The sequence below is a fragment of the Pseudomonas fluorescens genome (assembly GCF_001902145.1).
Lineage (GTDB): Bacteria > Pseudomonadota > Gammaproteobacteria > Pseudomonadales > Pseudomonadaceae > Aquipseudomonas > Aquipseudomonas fluorescens_BV.
In genome coordinates, this window is the sequence record NZ_MRST01000027.1 from 864,079 (window position 1) to 885,137 (window position 21,059).

Sequence of the window (21,059 nt, forward strand, 5' to 3'; positions counted from 1 at the left end):
GATAGAGCAATCTAAGGAAGTGTTCATGTCACTGTTCAAACGTTCCGTAACGGAAGGATTGGGTACGTTTTGGCTGGTGTTGGGCGGCTGCGGGAGTGCGGTGTTGGCCGCAGCGTTCCCCAACGTTGGCATAGGCCTGCTCGGTGTGTCCCTGGCCTTCGGGCTCACGGTGCTGACCATGGCGTTTGCCATCGGGCATATCAGCGGCTGCCACCTTAACCCAGCCGTCTCGGTGGGGCTGGTGGTGGGCGGGAGATTCCCGGCCAAGGAATTGCCGGCCTACATCGTGTCCCAAGTGATCGGTGGCGCCATCGCCGCTGCACTGCTGTACTTCATCGCCAGCGGCAAACCTGGGTTCGAACTGGCCTCCGGGCTGGCAAGCAATGGTTATGGCGAGCATTCACCCGGTGGTTATTCAATGGCGGCAGGCTTTGTCTGTGAGCTGGTGATGACGGCGATGTTCGTGCTGATCATCCTTGGCGCCACCGACCGTCGAGCCCCGGCAGGCTTCGCGCCCATCGCCATTGGCCTGGGGCTGACGCTGATCCACCTTATCTCCATCCCGGTGACCAACACCTCGGTCAACCCGGCCCGCAGCACGGGGCCTGCGTTGATTGTCGGCGGCTGGGCGCTGCAGCAGTTGTGGTTGTTCTGGCTCGCGCCGATCCTGGGCGCGGTGATCGGCGGCATTACCTATCGATGGTTGGGTGCAGAAAAGCAAGCTTGACCCAATCCCTGCAGGAGCGAGCTTGCTCGCGAAAAACGCCAACGATGACGCAGCGCTTGCAGCTGTAAACCCGCGTCGTCTGTACGTTCTTCGCGAGCAAGCTCGCTCCTACATTGAATGCGCGTCAACCCTGATGGGCTTGCATGTACTGACGCAACAATTGATTAATGCGTGTCTGGTAACCGGTGCCTTGACCTTTGAACCACTCCAGAACATCGGCATCCAGTCGAATGGTCACCGCCTGCTTCACCGGAACACGTAATTCGGCGCGTCGGAAAAATTCGGCGTCCAGCTCAGGAATCTCGCTGGTGTCGATTTCTTTATCATTCATCTTGGCCAGGCGCTCCCAATCAGTTTTCGATGTTTGCGTCATAGTATTTGGCCTCCTTCTTGGTTGCTTTTCGCGCGGAGATGATACGAATCACATCACCACACCGCTCGGTATATACGACCACACCCATTAACAATTTGATCCAGCCAATACTGATCCAACGCTCTTCGCCATAATCTGCCCGATCATCGCGCAAGGCCAGCATTGGATGCCGAAAAATATCTGGGACGTCGTTAAAGTCGATGCCGTGCTTAGAAATATTGGCTTTGTTCTTGGATTCATCCCACTCAAAATGCATGGCACATCATGTATGTACTTTTGTACATACAGAATAGCGATTTTATTGTCGGTCGGCAGTGTTGCCAGACCGATGGTTCAACCCTGCCGATAAGGCAAAGCCGCCCTCGCCTCTTCGGCATACGCCAGAACCCCCACCCGTTCGCGCTCAAGAAAATCCTCCACAGCACTCTTCAACCCCGGGTGACGCAGGTAGTGCCAGGACCGCGTAATCACTGGCTCAAACCCGCGAATCAATTTGTGCTCACCCTGGGCACCTGCATCGAAGCGTTGCAGACCGTGGGCGATGGCGTAGTCCATGCCTTGGTAGAAACAGGTTTCGAAATGCAGGCGGTCGAATTCCGCCAGGCAACCCCAGTAGCGGCCATAGAAGCTATCCCCACTAAGCAGGCTGAAGGCCATCGCCACCGGGCGTGTGCCTTGTTTGGCCAAGACTACGCGGATGGCTGCGGGCATGCGTTCAGCCAGCAGGCTGAAAAAAGCGCGGGTCAGGTAGGGCGACTGCCGACGCACCGCGTAGGTGTTGGCATAGCAGGCATAGACAAAGTCCCATTGGGCTTCGCTCAGCTCATGGCCTTGCAACCACTCGAACTCGATACCCTGCCCTGCCACTTGCTCACGCTCTTTGCGCATCTGCTTGCGCTTGCGTGAACTCAGGGCGTCGAGGAAATCCTGAAAGTCGCGGTAGCCTCGGTTCTGCCAATGAAACTGACAACCCAGGCGTTGCAACCAGCCGGGGTGTTGGGCCATGGCTTCATCGGCCAGGGCATCGGTAAAGTTGATATGGGCGCTCGACAGGCCTTCGATCTCCAGATACCCCGGCAGGCTATTGAGCAACTCAAATGCGTCTGCGGCACTGGCAGCCAACACACGCGGCCCACCGACCGGGCTGAACGGCACGGCCGTCAGCAACTTGGGGTAATAGTCGATGCCGGCGCGCTCGCAGGCGTCGGCCCAGCCGTGATCGAACACGTACTCGCCATACGAATGCCATTTGCGATAACCCGGCAATGCCGCCATCAACCGGTCGCCTTTCCAGTGCAGCAAGTGCTCCGTCTGCCAGCCCGAATGCGGGCCGACGCTGGCGCTGTCTTCCAGCGCACTGAGAAACCCATGCTGCATAAACGGCTGGGCCTGTGGCATCAGGGCATCCCACGTGTGCGCAGCGATATCGGACAGGCTGTCCAGGCGTTGCAGCGGCATCGGCATCCTCATTGGTTCTTGGCATGAAAACCTGGCGAGTATCGCTGATCACAGACGCGCGCACATCCTCAAAACACGCGGACAGGCCTCAAAACCCTTAGTTCCATAGCGTAACGATTTGTCATCTAGATGAAATCACTTAGCCACTACTCCGTCATAAACGGTCGCGATACTGACGCCAGTTTTTCAGAGCACCCGGGTTTACCGGGTGACATTTTTTCCGTCCGTCATGGGTCGGTTGTGTCCTGGAGGGTGTTGCCATCCCTCCTCACTTTCGGAGATTGATATGCGTCTTGCTTCCACTAAAACTGCGGCGGTCCTGTGTGGCGGCCTTTTGCTGGCACTGAGCGTTCCGGCCAGCGCTGCAGTCGACGCTAAGTTGCTCGACATGCTCAAGGCCAACGGCCAGATCACCGCGGCGCAGTACACCGAACTGCAAATGGAACTGGCCAGGGATCAGAAAGAACAGCAGATCGCACGCCAGGCTCAACAAGAGACCAACGAGCAGATCGCGGCCACGGCCAAAAAAACCAACGAGCTGAGCAGCTTCGACCAGAAATTGGCCTGGGCAGCCAAGACCCAGTTCAAGGGCGATGTGCGCTTCCGCCAGGAAACCATCAAGATCGACGGCGAGCCCAACAACGGTGGGCGTGACAAGGACCGTCAACGTATCCGCGCTCGCCTGGGTGCCTACACCGAAATCAACCCGCAGGTGGACACCGGTATCCGTATCGCCACCGGCGGCGGCGATGATGCACGCTCCACCAACCAGGACCAGGATGGTTACTTCGATAAGAAGTCGATCTGGCTGGACCTCGGCTACATCGACTACCACCCGGACCAGATCAAGAACCTGCACGTGATCGGCGGCAAGATGCTGCAGCCGTGGGTGAACATGGGCGACGTGATCTGGGATAGCGACATCAACCCGGAAGGCCTGGCCGTCACCTACAAATACCCACTGGGTGGCAGCGCAGAACTGTTCGGCAGCCTCGGCAACTACAACCTCAAGGACAACGTGGACGGTGACGGCGTGCAATTTCGCCACGACCTGCGCTTGACGTCCGGCCAGTTGGGCACGCGTTTCTCGGTTACCGACAACCTGAAAATGACCTTGGGCGGCAGCATCTACGCCTACAAGAATGACGAAGACAGCCGCTGCACAACCACCACCACGCCTTGCGCACTGGCGGTCAACGGCAACTCGGCCAACAATGAATTCCGCCTGTATGAGGGCTTTGCCCAGGCCGACATCGGTGGCCTGGCCGTGCCGCTGTCGTTCTACGGCCAGTACGTGAAAAACAACGATGCGGTGACCGACCAGGACACCGCCTGGTTGCTGGGTGCCAAGTCCAAGGTGTTCGGTTTGAACCTGGACTACAACTACCGCGACGTTCAACGTAATGCCGTCGTAGGCGCCTTCACCGATTCGGACTTCGCCAACGGCACCACCGGTTCGCGCGGTCACAAGATGAAAGTCAGCTACGACATCGACAAGAACTTCGCCATCGGCGCCACCTACTTCCTGACCAAGGCTGACTTCGCCAGCCGGACTCAGCGGGATGCCGACACCAACACCTTGCAGCTGGATGCTGAAGCCAAGTTCTAATGCCTGACTTGTAGGAGCGAGCTTGCTCGCGAAGAGCCCACAGGCAACGCGTTTATCCAGGATACCGCGTTATCGTTGACGTCTTTCGCGAGCAAGCTCGCTCCTACATGATGTCTTTACGCCGCTCGGCCGCCAGTTGTTCAGCCAGTGCATCAACACCTTCCACCGGCTCCTGCGGCATACGCTTGAGCGTTGCCTGCATCAGGCGCATCTGACGGATAAAGCGCCGGCAGTTCGGGCAAAACATCAAGTGATGACGCACCAGCAGACGCTCCCGAAAGGTCAATTGCCCATCGAGATAGTCACTGGAACGCGCTACTTGCTCTTTACAGGTCAACATTCGCCCGTTTCCTCAAAATGCTCCACCGTGGCGAAGACTTTAAGCCGCGCTCGATGCAACAGCACACGGACGTTGGAGAGTGAAAGGGTCAGAAGATTACAGATTTCTTCCAGTTCCAGGCCCTGGCGTTCACGCAGTACCAGCACACTGCTTTGCAATTGGGACAAACTCAGAATCGTATGCTCCAGGCATTTGCGCAATTCATCTTCGGTCAGCAGCGCTTCCGGGGTGTCCTGGTGCCAAGCGTAAGGGGCGACAGCCCAATGGCCATCATCCGGGCTGAAGCGGTCATCGCCAATGGTGCCGTGGGGTGAGGGCAAATCGTCGAGAAGGACTTCCCGACGATTTTGTTTGTAACGGCTCTTTGCGGAGTTGGCGGTGATCGTCAATAACCATGTCTTGAGGCTCGATCGCCCTTCGAACTTGGCCAGGTTGCGCACCACCGAGAGCCAGGCATCTTGCACCACCTCATCGGCGTGGCGCTGGCCGACGATGGCATAGGCCACTGCTCGCATCGCACTCTGGTAAGTGTTGACCAAATCCTTATAAGCGCGCTGCTCGCCCTTGAGCAGGCGTTCAAGCAGGTGCGCGTCGTCCGCTGCTGCCATTCAAACCTCTATTTAAAAGTGCACCCAGCTCCCACATACTCAGCGTTTGCGCAGGATCACACTGCCAATCGAATACCCGGCGCCAAAGGAGCTGAGTACGGCAACCGCGCCCTTGGGCAGGTCATCCTGATAAGTGTGAAACGCAATCACCGAGCCGGCCGAGCTGGTATTGGCGTAAGTATCGAGGATCACCGGCGCTTCTTCCACCGATGCCTCGCGCCCCAGCAGTTTTTTCACGATCAAGTGATTCATGCTCAGGTTGGCCTGGTGCAGCCAGAAACGCTTCACATCAGTGACACTCAGCTGGTTTTCTGCCAAGTGCTCGCCGATCAATTCGGCCACCATCGGGCAGACATCACGGAATACCTTGCGACCTTCCTGCACGAACAGCTTGTCGGGGGCGCCGATGCCCTCTTCCGCCGTGCGGTTGAGGAAGCCGAAGTTATTGCGAATGTTGTTGGAAAACTTGGTCAGCAGCTTGGTGCTCACCACATCGAACTGATGTTCGGACGTCGCCAGGTCAGCACGCTCCAGGATCACCGCCGTGGCGGCATCGCCGAAGATGAAGTGGCTGTCACGGTCACGAAAGTTCAGGTGGCCGGTGCAGACTTCCGGGTTGACCATCAGGATCGCCCGGGCCTGGCCCAACTGGATGCTGTTGGCCGCGTTCTGAATGCCGAAGGTGGCCGAGGAACACGCCACGTTCATGTCGAAACCGAAGCCCTGGATACCCAAGGCTTCCTGGACTTCGATGGCGATCGCCGGGTAGGCGCGTTGCAGGTTGGAGCAGGCGACAATCACGCCATCAATGTCGGCGGCAGTCTTGCCGGCGCGCTGCAGGGCTTGTTCGGCGGCACCGATGGCCATCTGGCAAAGCACCGACCATTCATCGTTGCTGCGCTCGGGCAGGCGAGGCGCCATGCGCTGCGGATCGAGGATGCCGTCCTTGTCCATCACAAAACGGCTCTTGATGCCGGATGCTTTTTCGATGAATGCCGCGCTCGACTCGGTCAGCGCCTGCACCTCGCCACGTTCGATAGCGGCGGCGTTGTCGGCGTTGAACTGTTGTACGTAGGCATTGAAAGACTGCACCAGCTCTTCGTTGGAGATGCTGTTGGCCGGGGTGTACAGGCCGGTGCCGCTGATGACGACGTTATGCACGGTCGTTCCTCTAAATCTGTCAGGCAGAAGATATTGGTACCGTCGTACCAAACTTAAAGTGGTTTGATGTCATCCAGCGGGCATCAAACTGGCAATGCTTTCTTGCGTCTTATAACCGCGAAGTTTGCCACAACCCCGGGGATTTGGCGCTATAGGCCAAACAAACATCCAGCTGTAGGAGCGAGCTCGCTCGCGAAAAACTCATAGGCGCCGCGTTTATTCAGGAAACTCGCGTTATCGTTGACGTTTTTCGCGAGCACGCTCGCTCCTACAGTTGGGCCAGGGGTTCAGGGCTCTACCTGACTCCACTGCTTGCTCAAGCGCTTATCGGAAATCGGCACTTTGGTGCCCAGTTGTTGGGCAAACAGGGACACCCGGTATTCCTCCAGCCACCAGCGGTACAGCTCCAACTGCGGGTCGCGCTTGCCTTCCTGGGTGTGTTTGTTCAGGCGGTTCTGGTACTGCGCCCACAGGCCAGCCAATTCGCTGCTCCACACGCGGTCCTTTTGCATCTGGCTCGGCAGTTTTTCCAGGCGCAGTTCGATGGCCTTGAGCAAACGCGGCAGTTCCTTGAACCACTGGGCCGGGGTTTCCCGCACAAAACCTGGGTACACCAGATTGCTCAGTTGCAGCTTGATATCGTTCAAGGCCACGGCCTGGGCCAGGTCGATCTTGCCTTTGAAGCGTTTTTGCAGGCCGTGCCAGAGCTTCAGCACTTGCAGGGTCAGGCGCGCCAAGCGTTCGGCGTGCTCAGTCCAACTGCCGCGCTTGCGTTCAGCCAAGGCTGCCAGGCCAGCGCCGTCCCGTGGCAGGCTATCTTCGCCTTCAAGTACACAGGTATCGAGGCTGGCCAGCAGGATGTCTTCCACCAGCGCGTCGATACGCCCCAGTTCACGGTACATCAAGCCCAACTCGGTCAAGCCCGGCAATTTGCCGCGCAGGAATTTCGCCGGTTCCGCCAATTGCTGCATCAGCAGGCGCTGCAAGGCGCGACGGTGCTGGAACTCGGCTTCGGCGGCAGTCGAGAAGCGCCCCTCCTTGACCGTGCCGTTCTCTTCCACCAGTGCCGGGTACACCGTCATCGATAGGCCGGCGATGTTCTGCTGAGTTTTTTCCGCCACCGCCGCAAACACCTTGGCCTCCACCGGCTGCTGGCTTTTCGCGGTTTGCGGCACGGCCAAGGCAGCCTGGCTGGCTTGCGCGAACCGTGCGGTGAGTTCGGCCAGGTCACGGCCTTCGCCGAGGAACTTGCCCTGGCCGTCGACCACTTCCAGGTTCATCTTCAGGTGGTTATCCACCTGTTGCGCCGCCTCGGCCCACGCCTCATCGCTGACCCGCGCACCGGTCATGCGCAGCAATTCACGCCCCAGCGCCTGGGGCAGCGAGCCCTGGCCGAATTCGATGCGTTGCAGCGCGGCCTTGACGAAGTCCGGCACCGGCACGAAGTTTTTGCGCAGCGCCTTGGGCAAGTTGCGCACCAGGGCGATGCACTTGGCCTCGATCAAGCCCGGCACCAGCCACTCCAGGCGCTCGGCCGGCAACGCCGGCAACAAAGGCGCCGGCACCCGCAGGGTCACGCCGTCACGGGGGTGGTTGGGTTCGAAGTGGTAACTCAAGGCCAGGGCCAGGTCGCCCAAGTGCAAGGTGTCCGGGTAATGCGCGGCAGTGACTTCACTGGCCTCGCGGGCCAGTACGTCTTCTTCGCGCATGATCAGCAGTTGCGGGTCTTTCTGGCTGTTGACCTTGTACCAACTGTCAAAGGTGGCGGTCTGGTGAATCTCTGCAGGCAGGCGCGCATCGTAAAAGGCGTACAGGGTTTCTTCGTCGGCCAGGATGTCGCGACGGCGAGCCTTGGCTTCCAGCTCGTCGAGTTGCTCAAGCAGTTTCTGGTTGGCCGTCAGGCACTTGGCACGGGACTGAATCTCGCCGCGCACCAGGCCTTCACGGATAAACAACTCACGGGACGCCACCGGGTCAATCGGCCCGTAATGCACCGGCCGGCGCCCGACCACGATCAGCCCGAACAGGGTGATCTGCTCAAAGGCCACCACCTGGCCGCGCTTCTTCTCCCAATGGGGTTCGAAGTGGTTTTTCTTGATCAGGTGCCCGGCCAGCGGCTCGATCCAGTCGGCATCGATTTTCGCCACCATGCGTGCATAGAGCTTGGTGGTTTCCACCAGTTCGGCGGTCATCAGCCATTGCGGGCGCTTCTTGCCGATGCCCGAAGACGGGTGAATCCAGAAGCGACGCTGGCGCGCTCCGAGGTAATCGCCGTCTTCGGTCTTCTGGCCGATCTGGCTGAGCAGGCCGGACAGTACCGCTTTATGCAGCTTCGGATAGTCGGCGGGCTCTTTGTTGAGGCTCAGCTGCATATCGCGGCAGATCAGGCTCAATTGGCGATGGGAGTCGCGCCACTCGCGCAGGCGCAGATAGTTGAGGAAATTTTTGCGGCACCAGTTGCGTAACGGGCTGGCGGTCAGTTCCTGGCGCTGCTCCTCGAAGCCGCGCCACAGGTTGACCAACCCGGCGAAGTCCGAATCCGGATCTTTCCACTGCGCGTGGGCCTGGTCGGCCGCTTGTTGACGCTCCGGCGGCCGCTCGCGCGGGTCCTGAATCGACATGGCGCTGGCGACGATCAACACTTCCTGCAAGCTGCCGAGCTTGGCCGCTTCCAGCAACATGCGGCCCATGCGCGGGTCCACCGGCAAGCGGGCGAGCTGGCGGCCCAACGGCGTGAGCTGGCTGTTGCGGTCTACCGCCGAGAGTTCTTGCAGCAGGTTGAAACCGTCGCTGATGGCCTTGCCATCCGGCGGCTCGATAAACGGAAAATCGGTGATCTCACCCAGGCGCAGGTGCAGCATCTGCAGGATCACGGCAGCGAGGTTGGTGCGCAGGATTTCCGGGTCGGTAAATTCCGGGCGGCCGATAAAATCTTCTTCGCTGTACAGGCGCACGCAGATGCCCGGCTCAACCCGGCCGCAACGGCCTTTACGCTGGTTGGCGCTGGCCTGGGAAATCGCCTCGATCGGCAAACGCTGCACCTTGGCGCGGTAGCTGTAGCGGCTGATGCGCGCCGTACCGCTGTCGATCACATAGCGAATGCCCGGCACGGTCAGTGAGGTTTCCGCCACGTTGGTCGCCAGTACCACGCGCCGGCCCGGGTGGGACTGGAAAATGCGCTGCTGCTCGGCCGGCGATAGCCGTGCGTACAACGGCAAAATCTCGGTGTGCTTGAGTTGGGCCTTGCGCAGCATGTCAGCCGCGTCACGAATCTCGCGCTCGCCGGGCAGGAACACCAGCACATCGCCAGGGCTGCGCCGTTCGCTGCGCTCATAGGCGGCGATTTCGTCGAGGGTGGCGAGGATCGCCTGGTCGACGGTCAAGTCATCCTCGACGCGGTTGCCCTCTTCGTCCTGTTCCAGGGTGAGCGGGCGATACCAGGTGTCCACCGGGAAGGTACGGCCCGAGACCTCGACAATCGGCGCATCGTCGAAGTGCTTGGAAAAGCGCTCCAGGTCGATGGTGGCCGAGGTGATGATGACTTTCAGGTCGGGACGACGCGGCAACAGGGTCTTGAGGTAGCCGAGCAGGAAGTCGATGTTCAGGCTGCGTTCGTGGGCTTCGTCGACGATGATCGTGTCGTAGCGTTCCAGGTAACGGTCGTTCTGGGTTTCGGCCAGCAGGATGCCGTCGGTCATCAGCTTGATCAGGGTGTTGGCATCGCTCTGGTCTTCAAAGCGCACTTGATAGCCGACCAACGCGCCCAGTGGCGTGGCCAGTTCTTCGGCGACGCGGCTGGCGACACTGCGCGCCGCAATCCGGCGCGGCTGGGTATGGCCGATCAGGCCGTACTGGCCGCGACCGATTTCCAGGCAGATTTTTGGCAACTGGGTGGTTTTACCCGAGCCGGTCTCACCGGCGATGATCAGCACCTGGTGCTTGTTCAGCGCGTCCTTGATCTCATCGCGCTTGGCAGCAATCGGCAGGCTGTCGTCATAGCGAATCACCGGCAGGCTGGCGCGTCGCGCCGTGACCTGGGCGCAGGAAGCCTGCATACGCGCTACCCACTGCGCCAGCTTTTCCTCGTCGGGCTTCTTGCGCAGCTCAAGCAACTGGCGCCGCAAGCGGTGGCGGTCGGCGAGCATGGCGTGATCGAGGGTTTTGAGCAGTTGGTCGATGGTGGGTGCTTGGTCAGTCATCAGCTACTTCGACGGTTATCTATTTATGCACGGCCGGCAAGTGTGGCAGAAAAGCAGCCGAGCTGGCAGACGGTTGAGCTTCATCGGGCGCAAACCGAACCAAATGTGGGAGCGGGCTTGCTCGCGAAAGCGGTGGTTCAGCTGATACATCTGTGACTGACACACCGCATTCGCGAGCAAGCCCGCTCCCACAGGGGGGAATGCGTTACAGGGGGTCTTTTCTGCGGTAGGGGAATACGTCAATAACCTTGCCAGCAAGTATCGCGTCCTGCAGGCCCTTCCAGTAATCGGCGTTGTACAACTCGCCATGCAGTTGATCGAACAGCTTGCGTTGGCCGGCATCGGCGAACAGGAACGGCGGGAACTCTTCGGGGAACACATCCAGCGGGCCGATGGAGTACCAGGGCTCGGAGGCCATTTCATCCTCGGGGGTGCGCGGCGCAGGGATATGGCGGAAGTTGGCTTCGGTGAGAAAGCAGATTTCGTCGTAGTCGTAGAACACCACGCGTCCGTGGCGGGTGACGCCAAAGTTTTTCAACAGCATGTCGCCGGGGAAGATATTCGCTGCCGCCAGTTGCTTGATCGCCAGGCCGTAATCCTCCAGGGCTTCGCGCACCTGGGCGGGGTTGGCGTTGTCGAGGTAGAGGTTGAGCGGGGTCATGCGTCGCTCGGTCCAGCAGTGGCGGATGAGCACGGTGTCGCCCTCCACTTCGACAGTGCCTGCGGCGACTTCCAGCAACTCGGCCAGGCACTCGGGCTCGAACTTGCTCAAGGGGAAGCGGAAGTCGGCGAATTCCTGGGTATCGGCCATGCGCCCTACCCGGTCGACGCTTTTCACCAGGCGGTACTTTTCGATCACCGTGGCGCGGTTGACGTTTTTCGACGGCGAGAAGCGATCCTTGATGATCTTGAACACAGTGTTAAAGCCCGGCAACGTGAACACGCTCATGACCATGCCGCGCACGCCGGGGGCCATGATGAACTGGTCATCGGTGGTTGCCAGGTGGTTGATCAGCGCACGGTAGAACTCGGATTTGCCGTGTTTGTAGAAACCGATGGAAGTGTACAGCTCGGCAATGTGCTTGCCCGGCAGGATGCGCTTGAGAAAGCCGATGAATTCCGCTGGCACGGGCACGTCGACCATGAAATAGGAACGGGTGAACGAGAAAATGATCGACACATCGGCTTCGTCGGTGATCAGCGCATCGATCTGGATACCATGCCCTTCGCGGTGCAGCAGCGGAATCACCAGCGGCCATTGTTCGTCGCGGGTGTAGATGCGCCCCACGAGGTAGGCGCCTTTGTTGCGGTACAGCACCGAGGAAAACAACTCGACCTTGAGGTCCGGGTCCTTGCACACCCAATCCGGCAGGTTTTCCCGCAACTGGGCTTCGAGGCGGCGCAGGTCGGCGGGCAGGTCGGCGTAGGGCTCGCTGAAGCTGTAGTCAGAGAATACCTGCGCCAGCATGTCCGCTATGTTGCCGGCCGGCGTGTAGATACGGGTTTGCGCCGCCCGCGCCCGGCGCAGGCTAGGCCGGGTGGTGTGAATGAACATGCAGCCGTCACTGATCAGGTCATGGCTGAACAGGCCGCAGAAGATCGAGTTGTACCAGGTCTCGGACAGCTCATCGTCAAAGCGCAGGTCGATCAGGCCGATATAGGCGCTTTTCACCAGAGGCCACTGGTCGATGTCCTGCAACGCCGCAGCGTCAAAACTGGCGCGCAGGCGGGTAGTCACCTCAGCGACTTTCTCCTCATAGAGGTTGATGCGTGCCGACGACGCGGCCTGCCCCTGCTGCCACTGGGCCTTCTCGAAACGCTCACGGGCGCCATCGGTGATCTGGCGGAAGTGCTCACGGTAATCGTCGAAACCGTCGAGAATCATCCGGGCGATAGCGAGGGCAGACTGCGACATGCGGGAAACCTCGAACGGGTATCTGGAAGCCCAGAGCTTAGCCAGTGAACCGAGGCAGGAGAAGAATGATTTTGCACGCGGGCAAACCGACTGCAATTAGCCATTGTGCCGACCTGCCCGCTGGGCAACACTTCTGCGCCCGATTGGCATAGGAGTTTTCCGTGAGACCTGTTGACACCCTGTATCTGCTGGGGCTGGCTGCCATCTGGGGCGCGAGTTTCCTGTTCATGCGCATGATCGCGCCGGAAATCGGCACGGTACCCACCGCGTTTTTCCGCGTGTCGATTGCCGCCGCGGGTTTATTGGTGATCCTGGCGATGATGCGCGTGAGCTGGGATTTCCAGGGCAAGTTCAAGACGGTCCTGCTGCTGGGCGTGATCAACTCGGGGATTCCCGCGACTATGTACTCGGTGGCGGCGCAGGTACTGCCGGCGGGTTATTCGGCGATTTTCAACGCCACCACGCCACTGATGGGCGTGCTGATTGGCGGATTGTTTTTCAGCGAGCGTCTGACACCGTCGAAAATAGCGGGTGTGGCCTTGGGTCTGCTTGGTGTTGCCGTGCTCACCCGCGCGGGGCCGGTGGCATTTGATCTGGAACTGTTAATGGGCGCATTGGCGTGCCTGCTGGCGACCACTTGCTATGGCTTCGCCGGTTTCCTGGCGCGACGCTGGCTGGATCAGCGCGGCGGGTTGGACAGTCGCCTCTCAGCCTTGGGCAGTATGTTGGGTGCTACCTTGTTTTTGCTGCCGTTCTTTGCCTACAGCGCCATCAGCCATCCACCAGCGAGCTGGGGCGGCTGGCAAGTGTGGTCGTCGCTGCTGGGATTGGGGCTGGTATGTACGGCGTTCGCCTACATCCTGTACTTCCGCCTGCTGTCATCCATCGGCCCGGTCAAGTCGATGACCGTGACCTTCATGATTCCGCCGTTCGGCGTGTTGTGGGGGGCGTTGCTGTTGGATGAGCCGCTGTCCATGGCTCATCTGTATGGGGGTGTATTGATTGCCGGGGCGTTGTGGTTGGTGCTGCGCCGGTCCAAATGACAACCTTACTGTAGGAGCGAGCTTGCTCGCGAAAAACCCGAGGGCATCTCGTTCATTCAGGATGCCCTCGTTATCGTTGACGTTCTTCGCGAGCAAGCTCGCTCCTACAGGGGGTGGTTTTTAGTTCTTCCGGAACACGAAGACCAAGCCGACGATGATCAACGCCATTCCCAGCACGCTCAACAGTGCCAGGCGGTTGCCGAAGATCAGGTAGTCCATCACCGCGGTCACCGCCGGCACCAGGTAGAACAGACTGGTGACATTCACCAGGTTGCCCCGAGCGATCAGGCGGTACAGCAACAGCGTCGCCAGCACGGACACCACCAGCCCCATCCACAGTACCGGCAGGTAAAAACGTGCACTGTGTTCAAAGTGGAACGGCTGGAACGGCACGAACACCGCGCACAGCAGCAACCCGGCCAGGTATTGCAGTGGCAACGTGCCCAAGGGGTTGTCGGTGATGCGCTTTTGCATGATCGAGCCAAACGTCATGCTCGCCAGCGCCAGCAGCCCGAACAGCATCCCCGCCAGGGACATGCCCGCCAGCCCGATGCCCTGGTACACCACCATGATCAAGCCCGCCAGCCCCAACCCCAGGCCGAACAGCCGGCGCCAGGAGCGTTGACGCTCCATCAGCACCACGGTGAGGATCGGCTGCACGCCCATGATGGTCGCCATCACCCCGGGGGTGACGTTGAGCTCCAGGGCCAGCAGATAGAAAATCTGGTAGGCCCCCAGCAAAACCAGGCCCGTCGCCGCTGCATACAGCATGGGTTTGCCAGGACGTGGCAGCTTCAACTTGAGGATCGGTACCAGCACCACCAACCCCATCAGGGCGATGGCAAACCGGATCAGCAGAAAGGCAAAGGGCGAAGCATGGGCCAGGCCCAACTTGGAGAAGATCGCCCCGCTGCTCCACAGCAAGACAAACACGCTCGTCGAGGCCGCCGCGGCCACGGATTGTTTCGAAAGCACAGACATGGTTACCACCTGTAATCAGGCAAAAAAGCCGACTCAGTAAAAAACTGAATTCCAGTAGGTTTTTTTCAGGCAGGCACGGGGCAACAGCGAATCGCTGATCAGCCCGAAATGCCAACACCCGGCGGTGATACGACTGCGTACACCGGCGTGCTACTGACAGGTGGGGGGTAGTGACTGATCTGCGCAGGCTGCTTGCCACGGCACGGCACGACCACAGCGATGACCGCTGAATCGACTACCGCTATGCGCTGGGAAGCTGGCATGTGCTGATCTTTTAGAAGGGATAAAGACGCGACGACTATAACCAGCCGCAAACATATTTTGCAATCCTTTCCCTTCATCCTGTGCGTGGAGGCGTTTTCATGCCATCCATGCACACCGCTCGGTATTAAGCTCCGTCCTGGCCTTGATCTACGGCCAACTGGGCGTCCTGGCCCTGGGCCCGGCGATGCACTGGCTGCCGAGGTTCTACAAATGGCCGCGCCATCGCGCCTCAGCGCTTCACCCCTGTCGCTGTGCCGTTCTCGATGTAACTGTAGGAGCGAGCTTGCTCGCGAAGAACTTCAACGCTAAGGCGGGCATCCTGAATGAACGCGTTGCCCTTGAGTGCTTCGCGAGCAAGCTCGCTCCTACAAAGGGGCAACGCCGCTCGCAGGATTGTTGCAAAAATAAGTTAAATAAATACCCCGCATGGCCGATACCCCCTGAAAGCCTTGCGGATTGAACAATCATGCGTAATAACCAACCCGTTACCCAGCGCGAACGTACCTTCCCCGCTCAGCAACGGTTGATCTCCACCACAGATGCCAAGGGTGTCATCACCTACTGCAACGACGCCTTCGTCGAAATCAGTGGGTTCACCCGCGACGAACTGATCCGTGCACCGCACAACCTGGTGCGTCACCCGGATGTGCCGTCGGCCGTCTTCGCACACATGTGGACCACGCTCAAACAAGGCTTGCCATGGATGGGCATTGTCAAGAATCGCTGCAAGACCGGTGACCACTATTGGGTTAACGCCTATGTGACGCCGGTCTTCGACGGTAACCAGGTGGTCGGCTACGAATCGGTGCGCATCAAGCCCACCGCCGAGCAGATACGCCGGGCCGAAGCGCTCTATCAACGCATCAACCAGGGCAAGTCGGCCATTCCCCAGCGTGACAAATGGTTGCCGGTGCTGCAGGACTGGCTGCCGTTTATCCTGGTCAGCCAGTTAAGCTTCATGATCGGCGCCACCCTCACCTCCCAATGGGGCTTTGCCCTGGCTGCGGCGCTGTCGGTGCCGTTGGGCCTGCTGGGCCTGAGCTGGCAACAACGCGGCCTCAAGCGCTTGCTGCGCCTGGCCGAACAGACCACGTCCGACCCGTTGATCGCGCAGATGTACACCGACAGCCGTGGCGCACAAGCGCGCCTGGAGATGTCGATCCTCAGCCAGGAAGCACGCCTGAAGACCTGTCTTACGCGCCTGCAGGACACTGCCGAACACCTGAACGACCAGGCGGCGCAGTCCAACACCCTGGCGCACAACAGCTCTAGCGGCCTGGAACGCCAGCGCGTGGAAACCGAACAGGTGGCCACTGCGGTGAACCAGATGGCGGCGACCACCCAGGAAGTCGCCAGCCATGTGCAGCGCACTGCCGATGCCACCCAGGAAGCCAACCGCCTGACCGGCCGCGGCCGCGATATCGCCGGGGAAACCCGCGAGGCGATTCAGCGGCTGTCGGTTGCGGTGGGCGAGACGGGTGTGACGGTCACTCAACTGGCCAAGGACAGCGATGAGATCGGCGGCGTGGTCGACGTGATCAAGGGCATTGCCGACCAGACCAACCTGCTCGCATTGAACGCCGCCATCGAAGCCGCGCGTGCCGGTGAGATGGGCCGTGGCTTTGCGGTGGTGGCTGACGAAGTACGTCAACTGGCCCAGCGTACGGCCGAATCCACCGGGCAGATCCATACGCTGATCGCCAAGTTGCAGCACACTGCGGCCGCCGCCGTGCAAACCATGGACGCCGGGCACCGCCAGGCCGAAGAGGGTGTGGCGCGAGTGATGGAAGCGGACCAGGCGTTGGTGGGTATCAGTGAGGCGGTGGCCAATATCACCGACATGACTACTCAGATCGCAGCCGCAACCGAGGAGCAAAGTGCGGTGGCCGAGGAGATCAGCCGCAACATCAGCACCATTGCGCTGTTGGCGGACCAGACCTCGGAGCAGGCGATGAACTCGGCGCAACTGAGTGAAGAGCTGACGCATACCGCCAATACCCAGTATTCGCTGGTAGAGCGTTTTAACCGATAAACCGCCCTCCTGTAGGAGCGAGCTTGCTCGCGAAAAACTCAGGACCGGCGCGGGTTAACTTCAGACCCGCGTTATCGTTGACGATCTTCGCGAGCAAGCTCGCTCCTACAGTTTCCTGAGAAACTCAGCCACCTGCACCGCTGCCGCCTCCAAGTGCTGCTCATGGCTGAACCCTGAAACCTTCAGCGGCTTCAAGTCATGATCCCCCGCCACCAGCCACATCACCTCGATGCTCGGCGACAACGCATACCCCTCAACCGCCGCTCGATTGCCTAGCGCGTCGCGCTCACCCTGCACAATCAACGTCGGCGTCTTCAATCCCGCCAAATGTTCCACTCGAGGCTTTTCCGGCTTGCCCACCGCATAGAACGGATACCCCAGGCACACCAGCCCATCGGCGCCCAGCTCATCGGCCAACAGACTGGCCATGCGCCCGCCCATGGACTTGCCGCCAATCGCCAGTTTCCCAGCGACATGACGTCGCACCTGGGCATACACCTCGCGCCACGCCTCCAGCAGTTTCGGCGCCGGATTTGGCGGACGTTTGCCCCCGTCCAAGCGGCGCTGGGCCATGTACGGGAACTCGAAGCGCAACACGCTCACCCCATGCCCGGCGAGGCGTGCAGCCATGTCGTTCATGAACGCCGAGTCCATCGGTGCACCGGCGCCGTGGGCCAGGATCAGCGTGGCCGGCTCACCCGACGTCGTGCCCGTCGCGACATCCCACAACCAGCCATGTTCCCGTACACACTGCGCCCATTGATCCCCGTCAATACTGGCCTTGTGCTCTTTGCCCATGCTTGCCTCGCTTTTTAGTCTGCCTATAACTCCAGCCCAAGTGCCGCACTGGCTTGGGTTGAACCGTGGATGGGGAACCATGAACACTACTTTAAGTACCGCCTATAACTACAAGGTGGTCCGCCAATTCGCCATTATGACGGTGGTGTGGGGCATCGTCGGCATGGGGCTCGGGGTTTTTCTCGCCGCCCAATTGGTTTGGCCTGCGCTCAACTTCGATTTGCCCTGGACCAGCTTCGGCCGCCTGCGCCCTTTGCACACCAACGCGGTGATCTTCGCGTTCGGTGGCTGTGCGCTGTTCGCCAGCTCTTTTTACTCGGTGCAACGCACCTGCCAGACGCAGCTGTTTGCGCCGAAAATCGCCGCGTTCTGCTTCTGGGGCTGGCAACTGGTGATCCTGCTGGCGGCGATCAGCCTGCCGCTGGGCTACACCAGCTCCAAGGAATACGCCGAGCTGGAATGGCCGATCGACATCCTGATCACCATCGTCTGGGTCGCCTACGCCATCGTGTTCTTCGGCACGATCATGAAACGCAGGACCAAGCACATCTATGTGGGCAACTGGTTCTTCGGTGCGTTCATCATCACCGTGGCCATCTTGCATATCGTCAATAACCTGGAAATTCCGGTCAGCCTGACCAAGTCCTACTCGCTGTACGGCGGTGCGACGGATGCCATGGTGCAGTGGTGGTATGGGCATAACGCGGTAGGCTTTTTCCTGACTGCGGGCTTCCTCGGCATGATGTACTACTTCGTGCCCAAGCAGGCCGAACGCCCGGTGTACTCCTATCGCTTGTCCATCGTGCACTTCTGGGCTCTGATCACCCTGTACATCTGGGCCGGCCCTCACCACTTGCACTACACCGCTTTGCCGGACTGGGCGCAGTCCCTGGGCATGGTGATGTCGCTGGTGCTGCTGGCGCCAAGCTGGGGCGGCATGATCAACGGCATGATGACCCTCTCGGGCGCCTGGCATAAGCTGCGCAGCGACCCGATCCTGCGCTTTTTGGTGGTCTCCCTGGCCTTCTACGGCATGTCGACCTTCGAAGGCCCGATGATGGCGATCAAGACCGTCAACGCCCTCTCCCACTACACCGACTGGACCATCGGCCACGTCCACGCCGGCGCGCTGGGTTGGGTGGCGATGATCTCCATCGGCGCGCTGTACCACATGATCCCGAAAGTCTTCGGTCGCGAGCAGATGTACAGCCTCGGCCTGATCAACGCGCACTTCTGGCTGGCAACCATCGGCACCGTGCTCTACATCGCGTCGATGTGGGTCAACGGCATCGCTCAGGGCCTGATGTGGCGTGCGGTCAACGAAGACGGCACCCTCACCTACTCCTTCGTCGAAACTCTGGTGGCCAGCCACCCAGGCTTCATCGTGCGTTTGGTGGGCGGTGCGATCTTCCTCAGCGGCATGTTGCTGATGGCTTACAACACATGGCGCACCGTGCGTTCGGCGCCACCCCTCCAAGCCGCCGAACACACCGCTGCCGCGCAGATGGCCTGAGGAGTCGATGATGAAACACGAAACGATTGAAAAGAACGTCGGCCTGTTGATGCTGCTGATGGTACTCGCCGTGAGCATCGGTGGCCTGACCCAGATCGTCCCGCTGTTCTTCCAGGACGTGACCAACAAACCGGTCGAAGGCATGAAGCCCTACACCGCGCTACAACTGGAAGGCCGCGACATCTACATCCGCGAAGGCTGCGTACAGTGCCACTCGCAGATGATCCGCCCGTTCCGCGCCGAGACCGAGCGCTACGGCCACTATTCGGTGGCCGGCGAAAGCGTGTGGGACCACCCGTTCCTGTGGGGTTCCAAGCGTACCGGCCCGGACCTGGCCCGCGTCGGCGCGCGCTACTCGGACGACTGGCACCGCGCGCACTTGTACAACCCGCGCAACGTGGTGCCAGAGTCGAAAATGCCGGCCTACCCATGGCTGGTCACCGCCGCCGTCGACAGCAGCCACACCGAGACCAAGTTGAAAGTGATGCGCACCCTCGGCGTGCCGTACACCGACGACGACATCAATGGCGCGGTCGCCAGCCTCAAGGGCAAGACCGAGATGGACGCGCTGGTTTCCTACCTGCAAGTGCTCGGCACTGCCATCAAGAGCAAGAGGTGAGCCATGGGATTTGAATTCGATGCGGGTACCATCCGCGGCCTTGGCACGCTGGTCGTCGCCATCGCCTTTATCGGCTTGTCGCTGTGGGTATTCAACAACCGCCGCAATGCGGAATTCGAGCAGGCGCGCCTGCTGCCGTTTGCCGATGAACCTTCCCCACCCGACGCTCAAGCAGAGCCAGCCACAAGGAGCACTCGGCCATGACTACGTTTTGGAGTACATGGATCTGCGTATTGACCCTGGGCAGCCTGATCGGCCTGACCTGGCTGTTGGTCGGCACCCGCAAGGGCGAGACCAAGGGCAGCGTCGACCAGACCATGGGCCATGCCTTCGACGGTATCGAGGAATATGACAACCCGCTGCCCCAGTGGTGGTTCATGTTGTTCGCCGGCACCCTGGTGTTTGCCGTCGGCTACCTGATCCTCTACCCTGGCCTGGGCAACTGGAAAGGCGTGCTGCCGGGCTATGAAGACGGCTGGACCCAGACCAAGGAATGGGACAAGGAAATGGCCAAGGCCGACGCCAGGTTCGGGCCGATCTTCGCCAAGTTCGCAGCCATGCCGGTGGAAGAAGTCGCCAAGGACCCGCAAGCGTTGAAGATGGGCGGTCGCCTGTTCGCCTCCAACTGTGCGGTGTGCCACGGCTCGGACGCCAAGGGCGCCTATGGCTTCCCCAATCTGGCGGACAGCAACTGGCGCTGGGGCGGTTCGGCCGAAGCAATCAAGGCCACCATCTTGAACGGTCGCCACGCGGCGATGCCGGCCTGGGGTGAAGTGCTGGGCGAGGACGGGGTGAAGAACGTCGCCGCTTACGTGCGCCACGACCTGGCCAAGTTGCCGTTGCCCGCCGACAACACCGCCGACCTGGCAGCCGGGCAAGCCGCGTTCAACACCACTTGCGTGGCTTGCCACGGCCCACAAGGCCACGGTGTGCAAGCCATGGGCGCGCCCAACCTGACCGAGCCTGCCGGGTTTATCTACGGCACCAGCCTGGCGCAGTTGCAGCAGACTATCCGCCATGGTCGCCAGGGCCAGATGCCGGCCCAGGACGTGCTGCAAGGCAATGACAAGGTGCACTTGCTGGCGGCTTACGTGTACAGCCTGTCCCACAGCGCTGAGGGTGCAACGCCAGACAGCGTGACCGAGTAACCGCTGCCCCGGCCCGGGGCGGCAACCCGCTTTACTGTAGGAGCGAGCTTGCTCGCGAAGAACCTGAGGATCCACGCTTATCCAGCATAAACGCGGCGCTCTGGAGTTCTTCGCGAGCAAGCTCGCTCCTACAGGGATCTGATGTTGTTTCTCACTTGCGCGACCAAGTGTCGCACCCTTGCAAAACCCAACTTTCCCCTCCTCCTATTCGCGGCTACGCTTGTTCCCACAGTGGAGCAATTCTGGCCCAGGCGACGGTATCCGTTGCGCC

General features: G+C 60.4%; 18 protein-coding genes. 8 read left to right on the forward strand and 10 right to left on the reverse strand.

Annotation, left to right across the window (positions count from 1 at the left end; genetic code table 11):
* Positions 1–25 precede the first annotated feature (25 nt).
* On the forward strand, positions 26–727 hold the full coding sequence (gene aqpZ, locus BUE92_RS27125; RefSeq protein WP_073527170.1) for an aquaporin Z: 702 nt from the start codon (positions 26–28) through the stop codon (positions 725–727).
* Between the two features lie 124 nt (positions 728–851).
* On the opposite strand, the gene BUE92_RS27130 is transcribed toward aqpZ, so the two are convergent.
* From BUE92_RS27130 to BUE92_RS27140, 3 genes are all read right to left on the reverse strand, one after another.
* Positions 852–1,100, reverse strand: coding sequence for a BrnA antitoxin family protein (locus BUE92_RS27130; protein WP_073527171.1), 249 nt, complete (start codon positions 1,098–1,100; stop codon positions 852–854).
* Positions 1,078–1,356, reverse strand: coding sequence for a BrnT family toxin (locus BUE92_RS27135; RefSeq protein WP_003193132.1), 279 nt, complete (start codon positions 1,354–1,356; stop codon positions 1,078–1,080). The genes BUE92_RS27130 and BUE92_RS27135 overlap by 23 nt, the downstream gene beginning before the upstream one ends.
* A gap of 77 nt (positions 1,357–1,433) precedes the next feature.
* Entirely contained in the window at positions 1,434–2,558 is a 1,125-nt protein-coding gene (locus BUE92_RS27140; RefSeq protein ID WP_073527172.1) for a GNAT family N-acetyltransferase, read from the reverse strand.
* Positions 2,559–2,844: 286 nt separating this feature from the next.
* On the opposite strand from BUE92_RS27140, the gene BUE92_RS27145 reads away from it, so the two are divergent.
* Positions 2,845–4,167 carry a putative porin gene (locus BUE92_RS27145; protein WP_073527173.1) on the forward strand — a complete coding sequence of 441 codons (1,323 nt, stop codon included), beginning with the start codon at positions 2,845–2,847 and terminating at the stop codon, positions 4,165–4,167.
* A 103-nt stretch (positions 4,168–4,270) separates the two neighbouring features.
* Here BUE92_RS27145 and BUE92_RS27150 read toward each other — a convergent pair whose 3' ends face one another.
* From BUE92_RS27150 to aceK, 5 genes are all read right to left on the reverse strand, one after another.
* Entirely contained in the window at positions 4,271–4,507 is a 237-nt protein-coding gene (locus tag BUE92_RS27150) for an anti-sigma factor family protein (RefSeq protein ID WP_014719432.1), read from the reverse strand.
* Entirely contained in the window at positions 4,501–5,115 is a 615-nt protein-coding gene (locus BUE92_RS27155; protein WP_073527174.1) for an RNA polymerase sigma factor, read from the reverse strand. Before BUE92_RS27155 ends, BUE92_RS27150 begins: the two co-directional genes overlap by 7 nt.
* A gap of 39 nt (positions 5,116–5,154) precedes the next feature.
* A complete protein-coding gene (locus tag BUE92_RS27160) occupies positions 5,155–6,276 on the reverse strand; it encodes a beta-ketoacyl-ACP synthase III (protein ID WP_034128411.1) in 1,122 nt (373 codons plus the stop codon).
* A gap of 287 nt (positions 6,277–6,563) precedes the next feature.
* Positions 6,564–10,475, reverse strand: a complete 3,912-nt coding sequence (gene hrpA, locus BUE92_RS27165; RefSeq protein ID WP_073527175.1) for an ATP-dependent RNA helicase HrpA — start codon at positions 10,473–10,475, stop codon at positions 6,564–6,566.
* A gap of 205 nt (positions 10,476–10,680) precedes the next feature.
* Entirely contained in the window at positions 10,681–12,390 is a 1,710-nt protein-coding gene (gene aceK / locus BUE92_RS27170) for a bifunctional isocitrate dehydrogenase kinase/phosphatase (protein ID WP_073527176.1), read from the reverse strand.
* Between the two features lie 161 nt (positions 12,391–12,551).
* On the opposite strand from aceK, the gene BUE92_RS27175 reads away from it, so the two are divergent.
* Positions 12,552–13,433, forward strand: a complete 882-nt coding sequence (locus BUE92_RS27175) for a DMT family transporter (protein WP_073527177.1) — start codon at positions 12,552–12,554, stop codon at positions 13,431–13,433.
* Between the two features lie 120 nt (positions 13,434–13,553).
* On the opposite strand, the gene BUE92_RS27180 is transcribed toward BUE92_RS27175, so the two are convergent.
* Positions 13,554–14,414 carry a DMT family transporter gene (locus BUE92_RS27180; RefSeq protein ID WP_073527178.1) on the reverse strand — a complete coding sequence of 287 codons (861 nt, stop codon included), beginning with the start codon at positions 14,412–14,414 and terminating at the stop codon, positions 13,554–13,556.
* Positions 14,415–15,144: 730 nt separating this feature from the next.
* Between BUE92_RS27180 and BUE92_RS27185 the strand changes: the two genes are divergently transcribed.
* Complete coding sequence (locus BUE92_RS27185) at positions 15,145–16,710, forward strand: methyl-accepting chemotaxis protein (RefSeq protein ID WP_073527179.1); 1,566 nt, start codon at positions 15,145–15,147, stop codon at positions 16,708–16,710.
* Between the two features lie 105 nt (positions 16,711–16,815).
* Here BUE92_RS27185 and BUE92_RS27190 read toward each other — a convergent pair whose 3' ends face one another.
* Positions 16,816–17,508, reverse strand: coding sequence for an alpha/beta family hydrolase (locus BUE92_RS27190; RefSeq protein ID WP_073527180.1), 693 nt, complete (start codon positions 17,506–17,508; stop codon positions 16,816–16,818).
* Positions 17,509–17,587: 79 nt separating this feature from the next.
* Here BUE92_RS27190 and ccoN point away from each other — a divergent pair, with 79 nt between their 5' ends.
* Genes ccoN through ccoP form a run of 4 tightly spaced genes read left to right on the forward strand, consistent with a single transcriptional unit; the run spans position 17,588 to position 20,788 of the window.
* Positions 17,588–19,021 (forward strand): cytochrome-c oxidase, cbb3-type subunit I, encoded by a 1,434-nt coding sequence (gene ccoN / locus BUE92_RS27195; protein WP_073527181.1) that lies wholly within the window; start codon positions 17,588–17,590, stop codon positions 19,019–19,021.
* Between the two features lie 10 nt (positions 19,022–19,031).
* Entirely contained in the window at positions 19,032–19,640 is a 609-nt protein-coding gene (gene ccoO / locus BUE92_RS27200) for a cytochrome-c oxidase, cbb3-type subunit II (RefSeq protein WP_003193159.1), read from the forward strand.
* A 3-nt stretch (positions 19,641–19,643) separates the two neighbouring features.
* Complete coding sequence (locus BUE92_RS27205; protein WP_003193161.1) at positions 19,644–19,844, forward strand: cbb3-type cytochrome oxidase subunit 3; 201 nt, start codon at positions 19,644–19,646, stop codon at positions 19,842–19,844.
* Positions 19,841–20,788 (forward strand): cytochrome-c oxidase, cbb3-type subunit III, encoded by a 948-nt coding sequence (gene ccoP, locus BUE92_RS27210; protein WP_073527182.1) that lies wholly within the window; start codon positions 19,841–19,843, stop codon positions 20,786–20,788. Before BUE92_RS27205 ends, ccoP begins: the two co-directional genes overlap by 4 nt.
* Positions 20,789–21,059: the final 271 nt, after the last annotated feature.

Bases quoted from the DNA above. Each gene is read 5' to 3' on its own strand.
- aqpZ (WP_073527170.1), top strand. From the start codon at position 26: ATGTCACTGTTCAAACGTTCCGTAACGGAAGGATTGGGTACGTTTTGG.
- BUE92_RS27130 (WP_073527171.1), bottom strand. From the start codon at position 1,100: ATGACGCAAACATCGAAAACTGATTGGGAGCGCCTGGCCAAGATGAAT.
- BUE92_RS27135 (WP_003193132.1), bottom strand. From the start codon at position 1,356: ATGCATTTTGAGTGGGATGAATCCAAGAACAAAGCCAATATTTCTAAG.
- BUE92_RS27140 (WP_073527172.1), bottom strand. From the start codon at position 2,558: ATGCCGCTGCAACGCCTGGACAGCCTGTCCGATATCGCTGCGCACACG.
- BUE92_RS27145 (WP_073527173.1), top strand. From the start codon at position 2,845: ATGCGTCTTGCTTCCACTAAAACTGCGGCGGTCCTGTGTGGCGGCCTT.
- BUE92_RS27150 (WP_014719432.1), bottom strand. From the start codon at position 4,507: ATGTTGACCTGTAAAGAGCAAGTAGCGCGTTCCAGTGACTATCTCGAT.
- BUE92_RS27155 (WP_073527174.1), bottom strand. From the start codon at position 5,115: ATGGCAGCAGCGGACGACGCGCACCTGCTTGAACGCCTGCTCAAGGGC.
- hrpA (WP_073527175.1), bottom strand. From the start codon at position 10,475: ATGACTGACCAAGCACCCACCATCGACCAACTGCTCAAAACCCTCGAT.
- aceK (WP_073527176.1), bottom strand. From the start codon at position 12,390: ATGTCGCAGTCTGCCCTCGCTATCGCCCGGATGATTCTCGACGGTTTC.
- BUE92_RS27180 (WP_073527178.1), bottom strand. From the start codon at position 14,414: ATGTCTGTGCTTTCGAAACAATCCGTGGCCGCGGCGGCCTCGACGAGC.
- BUE92_RS27185 (WP_073527179.1), top strand. From the start codon at position 15,145: ATGCGTAATAACCAACCCGTTACCCAGCGCGAACGTACCTTCCCCGCT.
- BUE92_RS27190 (WP_073527180.1), bottom strand. From the start codon at position 17,508: ATGGGCAAAGAGCACAAGGCCAGTATTGACGGGGATCAATGGGCGCAG.
- ccoN (WP_073527181.1), top strand. From the start codon at position 17,588: ATGAACACTACTTTAAGTACCGCCTATAACTACAAGGTGGTCCGCCAA.
- ccoO (WP_003193159.1), top strand. From the start codon at position 19,032: ATGAAACACGAAACGATTGAAAAGAACGTCGGCCTGTTGATGCTGCTG.
- BUE92_RS27205 (WP_003193161.1), top strand. From the start codon at position 19,644: ATGGGATTTGAATTCGATGCGGGTACCATCCGCGGCCTTGGCACGCTG.
- ccoP (WP_073527182.1), top strand. From the start codon at position 19,841: ATGACTACGTTTTGGAGTACATGGATCTGCGTATTGACCCTGGGCAGC.